This window comes from Streptomyces sp. NPDC014907 (genome assembly GCF_055562975.1).
Window position 1 is genome coordinate 180,274 of sequence record NZ_JBVHEG010000001.1, and the last position, 13,850, is coordinate 194,123.

Below are 13,850 nucleotides of genomic sequence, written 5' to 3' on the forward strand. Positions count from 1 at the left end.
TCCGGGGCCCGGCGGGGGCTCCGGAGCGTGCGGAGGGCGAAGGTCTACTGGGGCGGGTTGCCGTGCTTGCGGGACGGCAGATCGGCGTGCTTGGTGCGGAGCATCGCGAGGGACCTGACGAGCACCCGGCGGGTGTCGGCGGGGTCGATGACGTCGTCGACCAGACCGCGCTCGGCCGCGTAGTACGGGTGCATCAGCTCGGCCTTGTACTCCTTGACCATGCGGGCGCGCACGGCGTCGGGGTCCTCCGCCTCCGCGATCTGCTTGCGGAAGATCACGTTGGCGGCTCCCTCGGCGCCCATGACCGCGATTTCGTTGGTGGGCCAGGCGTACGTCAGGTCGGCGCCGATGGACTGGCTGTCCATGACGATGTAGGCGCCGCCGTAGGCCTTGCGCAGGATCAGGCTGATCCGGGGCACGGTCGCGTTGCAGTAGGCGTACAGCAGCTTGGCGCCGTGCCGGATGATCCCACCGTGCTCCTGGTCGACCCCCGGAAGGAAGCCGGGGACGTCCAGAAGGGTGATGATCGGGATGTTGAAGGCGTCGCACATCTGCACGAAGCGGGCGGCCTTCTCGGAGGCCTCGATGTCCAGGACGCCGGCCAGCGACTGGGGCTGGTTGGCGACGATGCCGACGACCTGGCCGTCCAGGCGGGCGAGGGCGCAGATGATGTTGCGGGCCCAGCGCTCGTGGACCTCCAGGTAGTCGCCGTCGTCGACGAGCTCCTCGATGACCTTGTGCATGTCGTACGGGCGGTTGCCGTCGGCCGGGACCAGGTCGAGCAGGACCTCGGAGCGGCGGTCCGCCGGGTCCTCGGAGGGCACGGCCGGCGGGTTCTCGCGGTTGTTCTGCGGGAGCATCGACAGGAGGTAGCGGACCTCCGCGATGCAGGTCTCCTCGTCGTCGTACGCGAAGTGCGCGACGCCGGAGGTCTCGGCGTGCACGTCGGCGCCGCCGAGGCCGTTCTGGGTGATCTCCTCGCCGGTGACCGCCTTGACGACGTCCGGGCCGGTGATGAACATCTGCGAGGTCTCGCGGACCATGAAGACGAAGTCGGTCAGCGCCGGGCTGTAGGCCGCGCCGCCGGCGCAGGGGCCGAGCATGACCGAGATCTGCGGGATCACCCCGCTCGCGCGGGTGTTGCGCTGGAAGATGCCGCCGTAGCCGGCGAGGGCGGAGACGCCCTCCTGGATGCGGGCGCCGGCGCCGTCGTTCAGGGAGACCAGCGGGGCGCCGGCCGCGATGGCCATGTCCATGATCTTGTGGATCTTGGTCGCGTGGGCTTCGCCGAGCGCGCCGCCGAAGATCCGGAAGTCGTGCGCGTAGACGAAGACCGTGCGGCCCTCGACCGTGCCCCAGCCGGTGATCACACCGTCGGTGTAGGGCTTCTTCGCCTCCAGGCCGAAGCCCTGCGCGCGGTGCCGGCGCAGCTGCTCGACCTCGTTGAAGGAACCAGGGTCGAGCAGCAGCTCGATGCGCTCGCGCGCCGTCAGCTTGCCCTTCGCGTGCTGCGCCTCGGTCGCCTTCTCACTGGGGCCCCGCAGCGCCTGCTCGCGCAGGACGTGCAGCTCGGCCACTCGGCCACGGGCGTCAGCGGGCTCGCTCGGGATCTGGTCCACAACGGTCATGTACCGACCCTACGAAGCCGGACAAGAAAACTGCGCCGTCCACTCCGTACAGTCTCGCGTGTCGATTCCTGGTGGGGCCGGACAGAACGGTGACGCGTTCGGCCCGAGTCAACAGCCGGACCCCCCTCACGGTTGTGGGGTTCCTCCATGAGCCCCGCCGGGGGCGCCGCGTCGGCGGGCGGCGCCCGGCCCTCCGGGAGAGCCCGGCGGGACGCGGGCGGCGCCCGGGGAGACACGCTCCCCGGGCGCCGCCCGTCCCCCCTCGTACGACCCCCGCGCGGGTCAGCCTCCGCAGTGGAAGCGGGCGCTGCCCCAGTCCGCGTGGTCGTTGCCGTTGCCGTCGCCGGCGTCGTCGGCCACCAGGTCGACGTAGGCCGCGCCGGTGACGTCGGCGGTCAGCTCCCAGCCGGGGTCGGTGGCCCTCAGGACCGGGGACCTCACCTTCTCCGCGCCGTCCGCGAGCACCGCGAACCGGACGCTGCCCCGGCTGGTCTGGACGTCGTCCACACCGACCACGGCGGTGAGGGAGGTGCACCGGCCGCCGAGGTAGTAGCGGACGGTGGAGGGGGCGTGGGTGCCCAGGCCCTTGGCGTGGGCCACTCCCCCGATCCGCAGCGGGGAGCCGTCCCCGGTGCCGGTCTCCCCGTTGGAGAGGTCGCGCTCGACGGGGCCCCAGCCGTTGGTGGCCGAGGTCCAGTCGTGGTCGCTCGCCCAGGTGTCGGCGGCGGGCGGCGGGGGCAGGGTGCGGACGGTGGTGGTGGCGGTCAGCTCCCGGGCGCTCCCGCCGACGGCGTACGCGAGGGAGGCGTTCAGCGGGTACGGACGGTGGGCCGCGTCCACCGGCGGGGTGACCTGCCAGGTGGCGGTGGCCTTCCCGCCCGGCGCGACGGTGCCGAGGGCGACGGGCCCGGCCGGCTCGGCGGTCCAGCCGGCCGGGAGGTCCAGCGCGGCGCGGGCCCCGGTGGCCCCGGCGGCCTCGTCGTTGGCGAAGGTGACGTCGACCCGGTTCGGGCGGCCGGGCTCCAGGGTCCCGGGCGCGGTGACGGCGAGGGTGCCGCAGGCGGCGGCCCCGGGGGCCGGGCCGAGGTCGGTGACGGTGAACCCGTCGAGGACGAAGTCGGCGCCGTCGGGGGCGTCGGCGCGCTTGCGCAGACCGGTCCAGGTGTCGCCGCAGCCCGCCGTGACGGTCTCGGCGAAGTGCCCGGTGGTGCGCTGCTGCCCGATCGGGGTGCGCCGGGTCTCGACCGCCCCGGTGCCGTTCGCGCGGTCGTAGCCGGTGACCCACTCGTAGGCGCCCGCGTGGCTGGACTGGTAGTCGTACGCGACGCGGTAGCGGTGGCCGTCCTTCATCGGGACGGTCCAGGGGGCGGTCCGGTAGACGAGGCCGTTGTTCTCGTCGTGCGACTTCAGGGACTCGGCACCGCCGAGGACGTCGTCCACGAGCTTCCCGTTCCAGCCGGCCCGGGTGTACGGGGCGTGGAGCTGGGCGATGTGGGTGCGGGGGTCGGTGGTGCCGCCGGAGTCGCCCTTGAGGAAGGGGCCCCAGCCCTGGTCGACGGCCTCGAAGTCCTCGTACGCCGTGGTGCCGGCCCTGGTGGCGGGGTCGTTGGCGACGACCCGGACGTCGTCCACGCGGACGGCCGCCGCGCTGCCGGGCGCCGCGCGGACCGCCAGGACGGTGCCGCGGGCGGGTGCGGTGAAGGTGACCTTGGCGCGCTGGAAGCGGGTGCCGTTCCAGTCGGAGGCGGCGACCCGGTCCTGGAGCGGGGAGCGCTCGACGGTGACGGACGCGCCGCCCGCGGAGAGGGTCGTCGGACGGGTCTTCCCGGGTTCGACCTCGATCAGCGCGGAGGCGGTGTACCGCTTGCCGGGGGTGAGGCCGGTGATCCGCTGCCGCAGTTCGGCGGCGGCGGTGCCGGTGAGCCTCGCGCTGTTGCGCCCCCGCTCGTCGGTGTCACGGGCGACGGCGCCGGTCTTCGTCCAGCCGGCGAGCTTCGCGTCGTTGAAGCCGGGGTCCTTCACCGGGGTGCCCCGGCCCCACCGCGGGTCGGCCTGGGCGGGGGCCCCGCCGGGGTGGAGGACGTAGGCCTGTCCGGCGGCGGCGTCGAGGGTGATCCACCCGCCGGCGGGCCGCACGGTGGCGGTCTTCACGCGCCCGTTGTCGGTGAGCCGGTACACGGTGTACGAGCGGGCTCCGGACGGGACCTGCCAACGGGTCGTCCCGCCGGTCTCGTTGTAGTGGTAGAGCTTCTTCCCGCCGTCCCAGGGGAGCAGGTAGCCCTTGCCGTCGAGGACCTTGCGGCCGTTCTCGTAGAAGGTGCGGCGGCCGTTCTCGACGGTGCCGCGGACGCCGCCGGTGAAGGTGATGTCGTCGCCGTTCCAGCGGGTGATCCGCTGCCGCTGGAGGTACTTGGCGGGCAGGTTGCGCTGCCAGACGTTGGCGGTGAAGGCGTTCCAGTCGGTCTCGCCGGTCCAGCCCTCGAAGTCGACCAGGGCGGTCTGGCCGAGGACGGGGTGGTCGTTCCAGACGTCCTTCTCGCCGTTGCGGATGAAGCGGATGATCTGCGAGTTGAGGCCCTTGTTGGTGGCGCCGCCGTAGTCGAGGTCGTTGGCCCAGTGGGACCAGAGGGAGGAGCGCTCGAACTTGTCCGCCCACTCGGTGGCGACGTTCCAGCCCTGCGCCCGCACCGCTCGCATCGTCTTGTCGGCGATCCAGCCGTGCGTGTAGTAGACGTCGATGTAGAGCGTGGAGAGGTTGGGGTCGGTCTCGTCGCGGAGCTGCTGGAAGCGGCGGGCGAGGTCGCCGCTGTTGATGTCGCGGCGCTGGTCGATGTAGTAGCTCTGGTTGAGCCAGTTCCAGCCGGGCTTGGTCCTGTCGACCAGGGTCTCGCTGAAGTTCTTCGCCTCGGGGTACGCCTCGGTGGCGTTCACGTGGACGCCGAAGCCGGCGTTCCACTTCTTGCCCTCGCGCAGGAGGGCGTTGAGGTCGGCGAGGCCGCCGGCCCGCTTGTTGTAGTTGCCGCCGTAGTCGGGGTGGGCGGAGTCGTGGCCCTCGGAGCCGTACCCCTTGAGCAGCGCGAACTGGCCGAGTCCGTCGGTCGCGAGCGAGACCCGCTTGACGTCGTCCAGGGTGCGCAGGAAGGGGTGGGTGGCCTGGGAGGCGAAGTTGAACGGGATGTGGGCGACGACCCGGCCGGGCGTCTCCTCGCTGCCGGGGGCCTTGATCCCGATGGTGCGGAAGGCGACGGCGCCGTCCTGCCAGTCGGTGGTGCCGTCGCCGTTGGCGTCGGGGGTGACGACGACCTTGGCCCAGGGCAGGGCGTCGCCGCTCTCGGGCTCCGGGGCGCCCTCGCCGCGGTAGGTCCACTGGCCCGACCAGACGCCGACGCGGGTCTCGGCGCCGCTCCTGCGGGCCTGGTGCCAGAAGCGGGCGCCGTCGCGGGCGGAGGCGCCGGAGGGCTTGTCGTAGCTGGAGTTGGACTCGACGGCGGCGGCGAGGCCGTCGGTGCTGACGATCGCGTAGGAGGCGCCGGCCGGGTTCGCCTCGGCCGGGGTGGCGTCCGTGATCCGCGCGAAGACGTCGGCGGTGCGGGTGGAGTCCGGGTCGAGCCGGGTGAAGGCGGTCGCGGCACCGGCGTCCGACGAGCCCACGGAGACCAGGTCGTGGCCGGGTATGTCGAGGGTCCCGACGCGGAGGGCCTCGGTGTCGCGGACGGCGGTGACCCGGAAGGTGGTGGCCCGGCCGTCCACGCTCAGCCGCGCGTCGATCTCGACGCCGGGCAGGTCGGGGAAGACCAGGGTGTACGCGGCGGAGGCGCGGGACAGGACGGGGGCGCCCTTGGTCCGGACGGTGCGGGCGGTGCCGTTGAGGACCACCTGGGTGACCGGGGCCGTGCTGCCGAGGAGGCGGGCGCCGCTCGCGCGGTCGGTGTACGAGAGGACGCGGGGGAAGTCCTTCGCCACGGCCACGGAGAGCAGGCCGGAGGTGAGGACGGCGTGTTCGGCGGGGTCCGCCGCGGCTCCGGCGGAGGGGGCGGCGAGCGGTGTCCGGACGTCGGCCAGGGCCGGTCCCGCCAGGGCGAGGACGGTGGACGAGGCCACGGCGAGCGCGCAGGCCGCACGGGTCCTTCGGGGGTGAGGGAGGGGCATGCGCACCAGTTGGCCCCGGCCCGGCCGCACCGTCAACGGGATCGCGCCGCGGGGGCCCCTCCAGTCCAAGAACCCCCTCCGGTTAGTCCAAGCGGACTCCGGAGGGGGCTCCCGGCGGTCTTCCTCCCGGGTCAGCAGCCGCCGCAGTTGTAGAAGGTCACGTCCCAGTGGTTGCCCTCGTCGGCGTAGACGTTGCCCGCGCCGGACTTCCACTGCGGGGCCCCGTCGCCCCGCACGCCGATGTAGGTGAACGTGTTCTTGATGTAGCTCCCGAGGCAGGTGTACTTGCTGAAGTCCAGCTTGTAGCCGTTCCAGTGGGAGTACGTGCCGCTCGCGTGCCCGGTCTCGGTGCCGCCCGTGATGTTGAGGGCGCAGCCGCTGGCGCTCCTGAGCGTCTGGGCGCCCTGGGCGGTGGCGAGGTTGAGCTGCTCGAAGGACGTGCAGGTGGAGTTGTAACGGTCCGAGCAGTTGCCGGACGAGGACCAGGTGATCCCGGACGACCGGAACATCGAGGTCGCGGTGGAGTGGCTGATCTTGGTGACCGCGTGGGCCTCGCCGGCGGAGACGAGGACGCCGACGCCGGGCGCGAAGAGGGCGCCGAGGACGAGGGCGAGGGCGGTCAGGACGGAGCGGAGCTTCATGGGGGTTCCTCCTGCGGGTGACCGTGAGGGGGTGGGGACGGCGGTGCAGGTGGCGCAGGGAGATGGTGCCGCAGTTCTACGCGCGTCCGGAAGGGGGCCTCGCACTTTTCCCGGGACTTCCGGGCGGACATCCTCCCCAGATGTTGAATATTGAACAGAAGGGGGCTACAGTCGTTCTCGTTGAAGGTTCAACCAATTCCGAGCAAGGAGCAGTCATGGGTCTCTTCGGCCGCAAGAACACCGAGTCCGCCACCGCCGTCGCCGCCCTCCCGGTCGACCCGGCCCTGGCCGCCCTGACCGGCGACTACACCATCGACCCCGCCCACAGCAGCATCGGCTTCACCGTGCGCCACGCCATGGTCACCAACGTCCGCGGCACCTTCGCCGAGCACGAGGGCGCGCTGAAGCTGGACGGGACGGACCCGGGTGCCTCCACCGCCTCGATCGACGTGCGGATCGCCTCCGTCGACACCGGCATCGCCGACCGCGACAACCACCTGCGCGGCGCCGACTTCTTCGACGCCGAGCGGTTCCCGCTGATGACCTTCCGCTCCACGAAGGCCGAGCGGCTGGGCGGCGACACCTACCGGATCACCGGCGACCTGACCATCAAGGACGTCACCCGGCCGCTCTCCATCGACCTGGAGTTCAACGGCTCCGCCACCGACGTCTACGGCAACGAGCGCGTCGGCTTCGAGGGCTCCGCCGAGATCCTGCGCTCCGAGTGGGGCCTGACCTGGAACGCCGCCCTGGAGACCGGTGGCGTCATGGTCAGCGACAAGGTCCGGCTGAACTTCGACATCTCCGCGATCAGGAACGCCGCCTGACCCCTCCCCGGCGTACGGCAGTACGGCACCACGAGCGCGCCCGCCCTCCGCGGCAGTACAGCGGACGGCGGGCGCTCGGCGTTCCGGAGGCCGGGAAAGGGCGCGGGGACGGGAAACGGGACCGGGCGCCGGGCTCGGGCGCCGGGACCGGGCACCCGGAACGGGCGCCGGGGCCGGGAACGGGAGCCGGGGCGGCCTAGAAGCCGCCGCCCCCGTCGAAGCCTCCGCCTCCCCCGAAGTCCCCGCCGCCCCCTCCGTCGAAACCGCCGCCCCCGTCGAAGCCACCGCCGCCGTCGAAGCCGCCGCCCGGGTCGAAGCCCCCGCCCTGGAAACCGTCCCCGCCGTACTCGGAGGCGTGGGCCGGGGTGGAGAGCACGGAGCCGAGGACGGTGCCCATGAGGAGGCCGGGGAGCAGACCGCCGCCGAAGTAGCCGCCGGCCCAGGGGCCGTAGGCGGGCCCCGCCTCCCAGTAGGGGCGGCGGCCGGAGCCGGTGTCGACCGTGCGGGCGGCGGGGTCGAGGCCGTCGTCCAGGCGGGCCGCGTCGGCGGCGCAGACCGGGACCTCGCGGGCGGCGCCGCCGGCCGGGGTCCAGACGCGGTCCTCGGTGGAGGGGCCGTGGCGCGGGTCGAAGAAGCAGGGGGCGCGCCGCTCGGGCAGCGGGCGGTGCTCGCGGCGGGCGGCCAGGACGGCGAGGGAGAAGCGGCCGTCCTCCAGGGCCTCCGTCACCCCGCGCACGTCGTGCGGACGGGTGGCGGCCCCCATGAGGGACTTGGCCCGGTCGTACGCGTCGAGGGCGCGCTCGTAGTCGCCGCGCATGGCGTCGTCGGCGCCGGCCTCGGCGGGATGGAAGTCGAGGCGGTCGAGCTCCTCGCCGAAGGCGGTGATGTCCTCGTCGACGACGACCCGGAGCTTCTCCAGGGCGGCCCGCTCCTCGGCCTCCCCGCGGAGCCGGTTGCGGCGGACGACGGCGTAGGCGCCCGCGCCGCCCGCGACGACGACGCCGCCGAGGACGGCGAGCCCGGCGACCGGCACTCCGGAGCCGCTCTCCCCGGACCCCCAGGAGGCGGGGGCGGAGCCGCGCATGACGGGCAGGGCCTGGTCGGCGAAGGCGTTCAGCTCGGTGGCCGCGTCCGTGCCCGGGGCGCGGACGGAGGCGGCGAGGCTCCGGACGGCCGCCGGGGACATCACGGAGCGGTCGGTCCCGGCGTCGAACCGGTCACCGAGCCGCACGGCGTACAGGCCGGTGGCGCCGGTCCGGGCCCGCAGGGCCTCGATGAGCCCCCGCGGCGGGAACTGCGCGTTCGCGGGCAGCACGGCCACGAAGAGCGGCTTGTCCGCGTCCTCGATCTTCCGCGCGAGGGCGTCCGCGTCGGCCTTCGGGAGCTGGCCGGCGGCGCCGGGGTCGACGTAGACCGGGCCCCGTCTCAGGGCGGCGGCCGCGTCGGACACGCCCGTGGTCCCGGCGCCCGCGGCGGGCACCAGGACCAGGAGCAGCAGCAGGAGCAGCCCGCCGAGGGCCGCCGGGCGGGCGAACGGCCTGGTCCTCATACGTCGACGCTACCCGAACGGCACCGAACAGGACATAGCGGGCCGAACGCGGCTACTCGGCGGGGTCGAGCCCCGCGCGCAGCAGGCCGTAGGTGAAGGCGTCCTCCAGGGCCTGCCAGGAGGCGGCGATGACGTTCTCGCCGACGCCGACCGTGGACCACTCGCCGTCGCCGTCGCTGGTGGTGACCAGGACCCGGGTCGTGGACTCGGTGCCGTGGCGGCCCTCCAGGATGCGGACCTTGTAGTCGGTCAGCTCGAACTTGGCGAGCTGCGGGTAGATCCGCTCCAGGGCCACCCGCATGGCCCGGTCCAGGGCGTTGACCGGGCCGTTGCCCTCGGCGGTGGCGACGATCCGCTCGCCCTTGGCCCAGAGCTTCACGGTGGCCTCGTTGGCGTGGGTGCCGTCGGGGCGGTTCTCGACGATCGCCCGCCAGGACTCCGTGCGGAAGTAGCGGCGGGCCCGGCCCTCGGCCTCCTCGCGCAGGAGCAGTTCGAAGGAGGCGTCGGCGGCCTCGTACGTGTAGCCCTGGAGTTCGCGCTCCTTGACCCGTTCCACGACCCGGCCGACGAGCGCGCGGTCGCCGCCCAGGTCGACGCCCAGCTCCTTGCCCTTGAGCTCGATGGAGGCGCGGCCGGCCATGTCGGAGACGAGCATCCGCATGGTGTTGCCGACCAGCTCGGGGTCGATGTGCTGGTACAGGTCGGGATCGACCTTGATCGCGGAGGCGTGGAGCCCGGCCTTGTGGGCGAAGGCGGAGACGCCCACGTACGGCTGGTGGGTGGAGGGGGTGAGGTTGACGACCTCGGCGATGGCGTGCGAGACGCGGGTCGTCTCGGCGAGGGCGCCGTCGGGCAGCACCCGCTTGCCGTACTTGAGCTCCAGGGCGGCGACGACGGGGAAGAGGTTGGCGTTGCCGACCCGTTCGCCGTAGCCGTTGGCGGTGCACTGGACGTGGGTGGCGCCCGCGTCGACGGCGGCGAGGGTGTTGGCGACGGCGCAGCCGGTGTCGTCCTGGGCGTGGATGCCGAGGCGCGCGCCGGTGTCGGCGAGGACCGTGGAGACGACGGCCTGGATCTGGGCGGGGAGCATGCCGCCGTTGGTGTCGCAGAGGACGACGACGTCGGCGCCGGCCTCGTGGGCGGCGCGGACGACGGCCTTGGCGTAGTCCGGGTCGGCCTTGTAGCCGTCGAAGAAGTGCTCGCAGTCGACGAAGACCCGGCGGCCCTGCTCGCGCAGGTGGGAGACGGTGTCGCGGACCATCTCCAGGTTCTCTTCGAGGGTGGTGCGCAGGGCCAGTTCGACGTGCCGGTCGTGCGACTTGGCGACGAGGGTGACGACCGGGGCGCCGGAGTCCAGGAGCGCCTTGACCTGCGGGTCCTCGGCGGCGGTGCCGCCGGGCCTGCGGGTGGCGCCGAAGGCGACCAGCTGCGCGTTCCTGAAGACGATCTCCTGGCGGGCGCGGGCGAAGAACTCCGTGTCGCGCGGGTTGGCACCGGGCCAGCCGCCCTCGATGAAGCCCACGCCGAAGTCGTCGAGGTGCCGGGCGATGGTCAGCTTGTCCGCGACGGTGAGGTTGATGCCCTCGCGCTGCGCCCCGTCGCGCAGCGTCGTGTCGAAGACGTGGAAACTGTCGTCGGGGCGCGAACCCCCGGCGTTCTCCGTGGTCATGGCTGTCATGGCTCCTGTCGGATGTGGCTCCGGAATGTCTGGCTCCACCTGCCCCCGTTCCCGCGCGGCGTCCGTCGCCGGCGCGGGTGGGGCCGGAAAACGAAAAAACCCCTCGCGGGTGCGAGAGGTCTGCGCGCGGGTCTGGGGCACGGCGTCCGCCTGCGTGGGGGTCGTTCCACGCGTCAGCGGCCACTGCGGACCGGCGCGCCGCTGCCGATAATCATCGTGGTAGCGAGCACGCCGGAAGTGTGACACAGCGGACGGCGCGGTGGCGCGGGGATCTCACGATACGGGCAGGCCGTCCCGTTTCCGGCCGGACGCGGCGGCGTCGTGCCCGCCGGCCCGGCCCAGGTCGATGTCCCGCGTCTCGCGCATCGTCAGGTAGACGACCAGGGAGACGGCCGCGCAGCCGGCCACGTACCAGGAGAAGCCCGACTCGATGCCCGCGTCCTTGAACCAGAGGGCCACGTACTCGGCGGTGCCGCCGAAGAGCGCGTTGGCGACGGCGTACGGGAGCGCGACGCCGAGGGCCCGGACGCCGGTCGGGAAGAGTTCGGCCTTCACGCAGGCGTTGATCGAGGTGTAGCCGGTGACGACGACGAGCGCGAGCAGGGAGAGGCCGAGGGCGGGCCAGAACGATCCCGCGTGCTTGAGCATCGCCATGATCGGCACGGTGAGGAGGGTGGAGCCCACGGCGAAGGTGATGAGGAGGGGGCGGCGCCCGATCCGGTCGGAGAGCCGGCCGGCGAGCGGCTGGAGGCAGGCGAAGACGATCAGGGCGCAGAAGGAGACCAGGGTGGCGGTCCGCTTGGGCAGCCCGGCGGAGTGGGAGAGGTACTTGGTGAGGTAGGTGGTGTACGTGTAGTACGCCACGGTCCCGCCCATGGTGAGCGCGACGACGAGGAAGGCCTCGCGGCGGTGGGCCCAGAGGGCCCTGAGCGTGCCCTGCTGTCCCCGCTCGACGCCGTCTCCGGCGCTCTCCTCGTAGACCTCGGTCTCCAGCATGGTGCGGCGCAGGTAGAAGACGACGGCCGCGCCGAGGGCGCCGGCGACGAAGGGGACGCGCCAGCCCCAGGCGTGCAGGGCCCCGTCGGACAGGGTGTGCTGGAGCAGGAGCAGCAGGCCGAGGCCGAGGACCTGGCCCGCGGTCATCGACACGTACTGGAAGCTGGAGGCGAAGCCCCGGTGCTCGGGGGCGGAGGCCTCGGTGAGGTAGGTGGCGCTGGCCGCGTACTCGCCGCCCACGGAGAGGCCCTGGAGGAGCCGGGCGACCAGGAGGACGGCGGCGCCGCCGTAGCCGGCCACCGCGTAGGTCGGGGCGACGGCGATCAGGACGGCGGAGGCGGACATCAGCGTGACGGTGAGGGTGAGGGCCGCCTTGCGCCCCTTGCGGTCGCCCACGCGGCCGAGGAGCCAGCCGCCGACCGGGCGCATGAAGAAGCCGACGGCGAAGATGCCGGCGGTGTTCATGAGCTTGGCGGTGTCGTTGCCCTCGGGGAAGAAGGCGCCCGCGAAGTAGGGGGCGAAGCTCGCGTACACGAACCAGTCGAACCACTCGACCATGTTGCCCGCGGAACCGACCCAGATCTTCTTCCAGTGCTCTCGTCCCATGAAGAGGAACCGTGCCGGAACCCCCGGCCGGCCGACAAGGGCGCGCGGGGCAACGATCCTGTGGACTTGCGTGCGTTACGGTCGCGCGAGCAGGTCCTGCTCGATGAACTCCCCGACGTGGTCGAGCACCTGTTCCCGCCCCGTGCCCGGGAGCCCGACGGCGACGTGCACGCTGAAACCGTCGAGCAGGGCGCGCGTCCGGGTGGCGAACCGGTCCGGGTCGACCGGCCGGAACTCCCCGCGCGCGACCCCCTCGGCCAGGATCGCCACCAGGTCCCGGTGCCAGGCCCCCTCGATGGCGGCCTGGCGGGCGCGGGCGTCGGCGTCGGCGTTCTGCGAGCGGTTCCAGACCTCCAGCCAGAGCGTCCAGTGCGGGTCGCGCGGCCCGGTGGGCACGTACAGGTCCACGTACCCGTCGAGCCGCTCGCGCGCGGTCCCCGGCCCCGAGAGGAGGGCGCCGCGCCGGGCCCCGAGCCGCCCCTCGCTCCACTCCAGGGCCTGGAGCAGCAGCTCGTCCTTGGTGCGGAAGTAGTAGAGCAGGTGTCCGCTGCTCATTCCCACCTGCCGCCCGAGGCCGGCCATGGTGAGCCCGTCGAGCCCCCGCTCGGCGATGGTCTCCATGGCGGTGGCCAGCACCTCCTCGCGGGGCGGGGCGGCCTGGTTGCGGCGGCGGGGCGGGGAGGACGGACTGCTGCTCTGACTCACTCGTATGTTCTACCCGATGACGGGCCCGTGGAGTCCGGGCCGCTCACACGGCCGGCTGCTGCTGGGTGATGCAGTGGATGCCGCCCCCGGCCGCGAAGATCGCGCGCGCGTCGACCAGGACGACCTCGCGCTCCGGGAAGAGGCGGCGGAAGATCTCGGCGGCGAGCTCGTCGTGGGGGTCGTCGAAGGCGCAGAGGATCACGGCGCCGTTGCAGAGGTAGTGGTTGATGTAGGAGTAGTCGACCCAGTCGCCCTCCTCGTCCTTGAGGACGGTGGGGGCCGGGATCTCGATGACCTCCAGGGGGAGGCCCCGGGCGTCGGTGGCCGCGCGCAGGACCTCCGCGTGCGTCCGGGAGCGCTCGTGGTCGGGGTGGGAGGGGTCCTGCTGGCTGTGGACGAGGACCGTGCCGGGGCGGGCGAAGGCGGCGACGATGTCGACGTGCCCCTGGGTGCCGTACGTGTCGTAGTCGGCGGTGAGGCCGTGCGGGAGCCAGATCGCCCTGCTGGTGCCGAGCTTGGCGTGGATCTCGGCCTCGACCTGCTCGCGGGTCCATCCGGGGTTGCGGCCGGCGCCGAGCTGGACGGTGTCGGTCAGCAGAACCGTTCCCTCGCCGTCCACGTGGATCGCGCCGCCCTCGTTGACGAGCGGGGAGGACAGGACGGGCACCTCCGCGAGGTCCGCCACGTGGCGGGCGATCTTGGAGTCGTGCTCCCAGCGCGCCCAGTCCTGGGCGCCCCAGCCGTTGAACACCCAGTCCACGGCCGCGAGCCCCGTGCCGTCCGTGACGAAGGTCGGGCCGATGTCCCGCATCCAGGCGTCGTCGAGGTCGCGCTCGACCAGCTCGACGTCGTCGCCGAGGAGCGCGCGGGCGCCCTCCGCGTCACCGGGGGCGACGACCATCGTCACCGGTTCGAAGCGGCGCACGGCGCGGGCCACCGACGCCCAGGCGGCGCGGGCGGCCGCCAGCTCCCCGTCGTCGGTGAAGGTGGGGTTGGGGCCGGGCCAGGCCATCCAGGTGCGCTCGTGCGGCGTCCACTCGGCGGGCATGCGGTACGTCATGATCACGGGTC

Annotated in this window: 9 protein-coding genes; 1 reads left to right on the forward strand and 8 read right to left on the reverse strand. The window is 73.1% G+C overall.

Going from position 1 to position 13,850, the window contains the following annotated elements; all coding sequences use genetic code 11:
* Positions 1 to 44 precede the first annotated feature (44 nt).
* The 3 genes from ACZ3IL_RS00840 to ACZ3IL_RS00850 form a co-directional block, all read right to left on the reverse strand.
* On the reverse strand, positions 45 to 1,628 hold the full coding sequence (locus tag ACZ3IL_RS00840; protein ID WP_467385426.1) for an acyl-CoA carboxylase subunit beta: 1,584 nt from the start codon (positions 1,626 to 1,628) through the stop codon (positions 45 to 47).
* A gap of 282 nt (positions 1,629 to 1,910) precedes the next feature.
* Positions 1,911 to 5,777 carry an endo-alpha-N-acetylgalactosaminidase family protein gene (locus ACZ3IL_RS00845; protein ID WP_467385427.1) on the reverse strand — a complete coding sequence of 1,289 codons (3,867 nt, stop codon included), beginning with the start codon at positions 5,775 to 5,777 and terminating at the stop codon, positions 1,911 to 1,913.
* Positions 5,778 to 5,908: 131 nt separating this feature from the next.
* A complete protein-coding gene (locus ACZ3IL_RS00850; RefSeq protein ID WP_467385428.1) occupies positions 5,909 to 6,418 on the reverse strand; it encodes a hypothetical protein in 510 nt (169 codons plus the stop codon).
* 215 nt (positions 6,419 to 6,633) lie between these two features.
* Here ACZ3IL_RS00850 and ACZ3IL_RS00855 point away from each other — a divergent pair, with 215 nt between their 5' ends.
* Positions 6,634 to 7,245 (forward strand): YceI family protein, encoded by a 612-nt coding sequence (locus ACZ3IL_RS00855; protein ID WP_467385429.1) that lies wholly within the window; start codon positions 6,634 to 6,636, stop codon positions 7,243 to 7,245.
* Between the two features lie 196 nt (positions 7,246 to 7,441).
* Here the strand turns inward: ACZ3IL_RS00855 and ACZ3IL_RS00860 are convergent, their stop codons facing one another.
* The 5 genes from ACZ3IL_RS00860 to ACZ3IL_RS00880 all read right to left on the reverse strand — a co-directional run bounded on the left by ACZ3IL_RS00860 (position 7,442) and on the right by ACZ3IL_RS00880 (position 13,839).
* Positions 7,442 to 8,794, reverse strand: a complete 1,353-nt coding sequence (locus tag ACZ3IL_RS00860) for a hypothetical protein (protein ID WP_467385430.1) — start codon at positions 8,792 to 8,794, stop codon at positions 7,442 to 7,444.
* A gap of 52 nt (positions 8,795 to 8,846) precedes the next feature.
* Positions 8,847 to 10,463, reverse strand: a complete 1,617-nt coding sequence (cimA, locus tag ACZ3IL_RS00865; RefSeq protein WP_467386742.1) for a citramalate synthase — start codon at positions 10,461 to 10,463, stop codon at positions 8,847 to 8,849.
* A 282-nt stretch (positions 10,464 to 10,745) separates the two neighbouring features.
* Positions 10,746 to 12,074 carry an MFS transporter gene (locus tag ACZ3IL_RS00870; protein WP_467385431.1) on the reverse strand — a complete coding sequence of 443 codons (1,329 nt, stop codon included), beginning with the start codon at positions 12,072 to 12,074 and terminating at the stop codon, positions 10,746 to 10,748.
* 75 nt (positions 12,075 to 12,149) lie between these two features.
* Positions 12,150 to 12,695 (reverse strand): TetR/AcrR family transcriptional regulator, encoded by a 546-nt coding sequence (locus ACZ3IL_RS00875; protein WP_467386744.1) that lies wholly within the window; start codon positions 12,693 to 12,695, stop codon positions 12,150 to 12,152.
* Between the two features lie 127 nt (positions 12,696 to 12,822).
* Entirely contained in the window at positions 12,823 to 13,839 is a 1,017-nt protein-coding gene (locus ACZ3IL_RS00880; RefSeq protein ID WP_467385432.1) for an agmatine deiminase family protein, read from the reverse strand.
* Positions 13,840 to 13,850: the final 11 nt, after the last annotated feature.

Bases quoted from the DNA above. Each gene is read 5' to 3' on its own strand.
- ACZ3IL_RS00840 (WP_467385426.1), bottom strand. From the start codon at position 1,628: ATGACCGTTGTGGACCAGATCCCGAGCGAGCCCGCTGACGCCCGTGGC.
- ACZ3IL_RS00845 (WP_467385427.1), bottom strand. From the start codon at position 5,777: ATGCCCCTCCCTCACCCCCGAAGGACCCGTGCGGCCTGCGCGCTCGCC.
- ACZ3IL_RS00850 (WP_467385428.1), bottom strand. From the start codon at position 6,418: ATGAAGCTCCGCTCCGTCCTGACCGCCCTCGCCCTCGTCCTCGGCGCC.
- ACZ3IL_RS00855 (WP_467385429.1), top strand. From the start codon at position 6,634: ATGGGTCTCTTCGGCCGCAAGAACACCGAGTCCGCCACCGCCGTCGCC.
- ACZ3IL_RS00860 (WP_467385430.1), bottom strand. From the start codon at position 8,794: ATGAGGACCAGGCCGTTCGCCCGCCCGGCGGCCCTCGGCGGGCTGCTC.
- cimA (WP_467386742.1), bottom strand. From the start codon at position 10,463: ATGACCACGGAGAACGCCGGGGGTTCGCGCCCCGACGACAGTTTCCAC.
- ACZ3IL_RS00870 (WP_467385431.1), bottom strand. From the start codon at position 12,074: ATGGGACGAGAGCACTGGAAGAAGATCTGGGTCGGTTCCGCGGGCAAC.
- ACZ3IL_RS00875 (WP_467386744.1), bottom strand. From the start codon at position 12,695: ATGGAGACCATCGCCGAGCGGGGGCTCGACGGGCTCACCATGGCCGGC.
- ACZ3IL_RS00880 (WP_467385432.1), bottom strand. From the start codon at position 13,839: ATGACGTACCGCATGCCCGCCGAGTGGACGCCGCACGAGCGCACCTGG.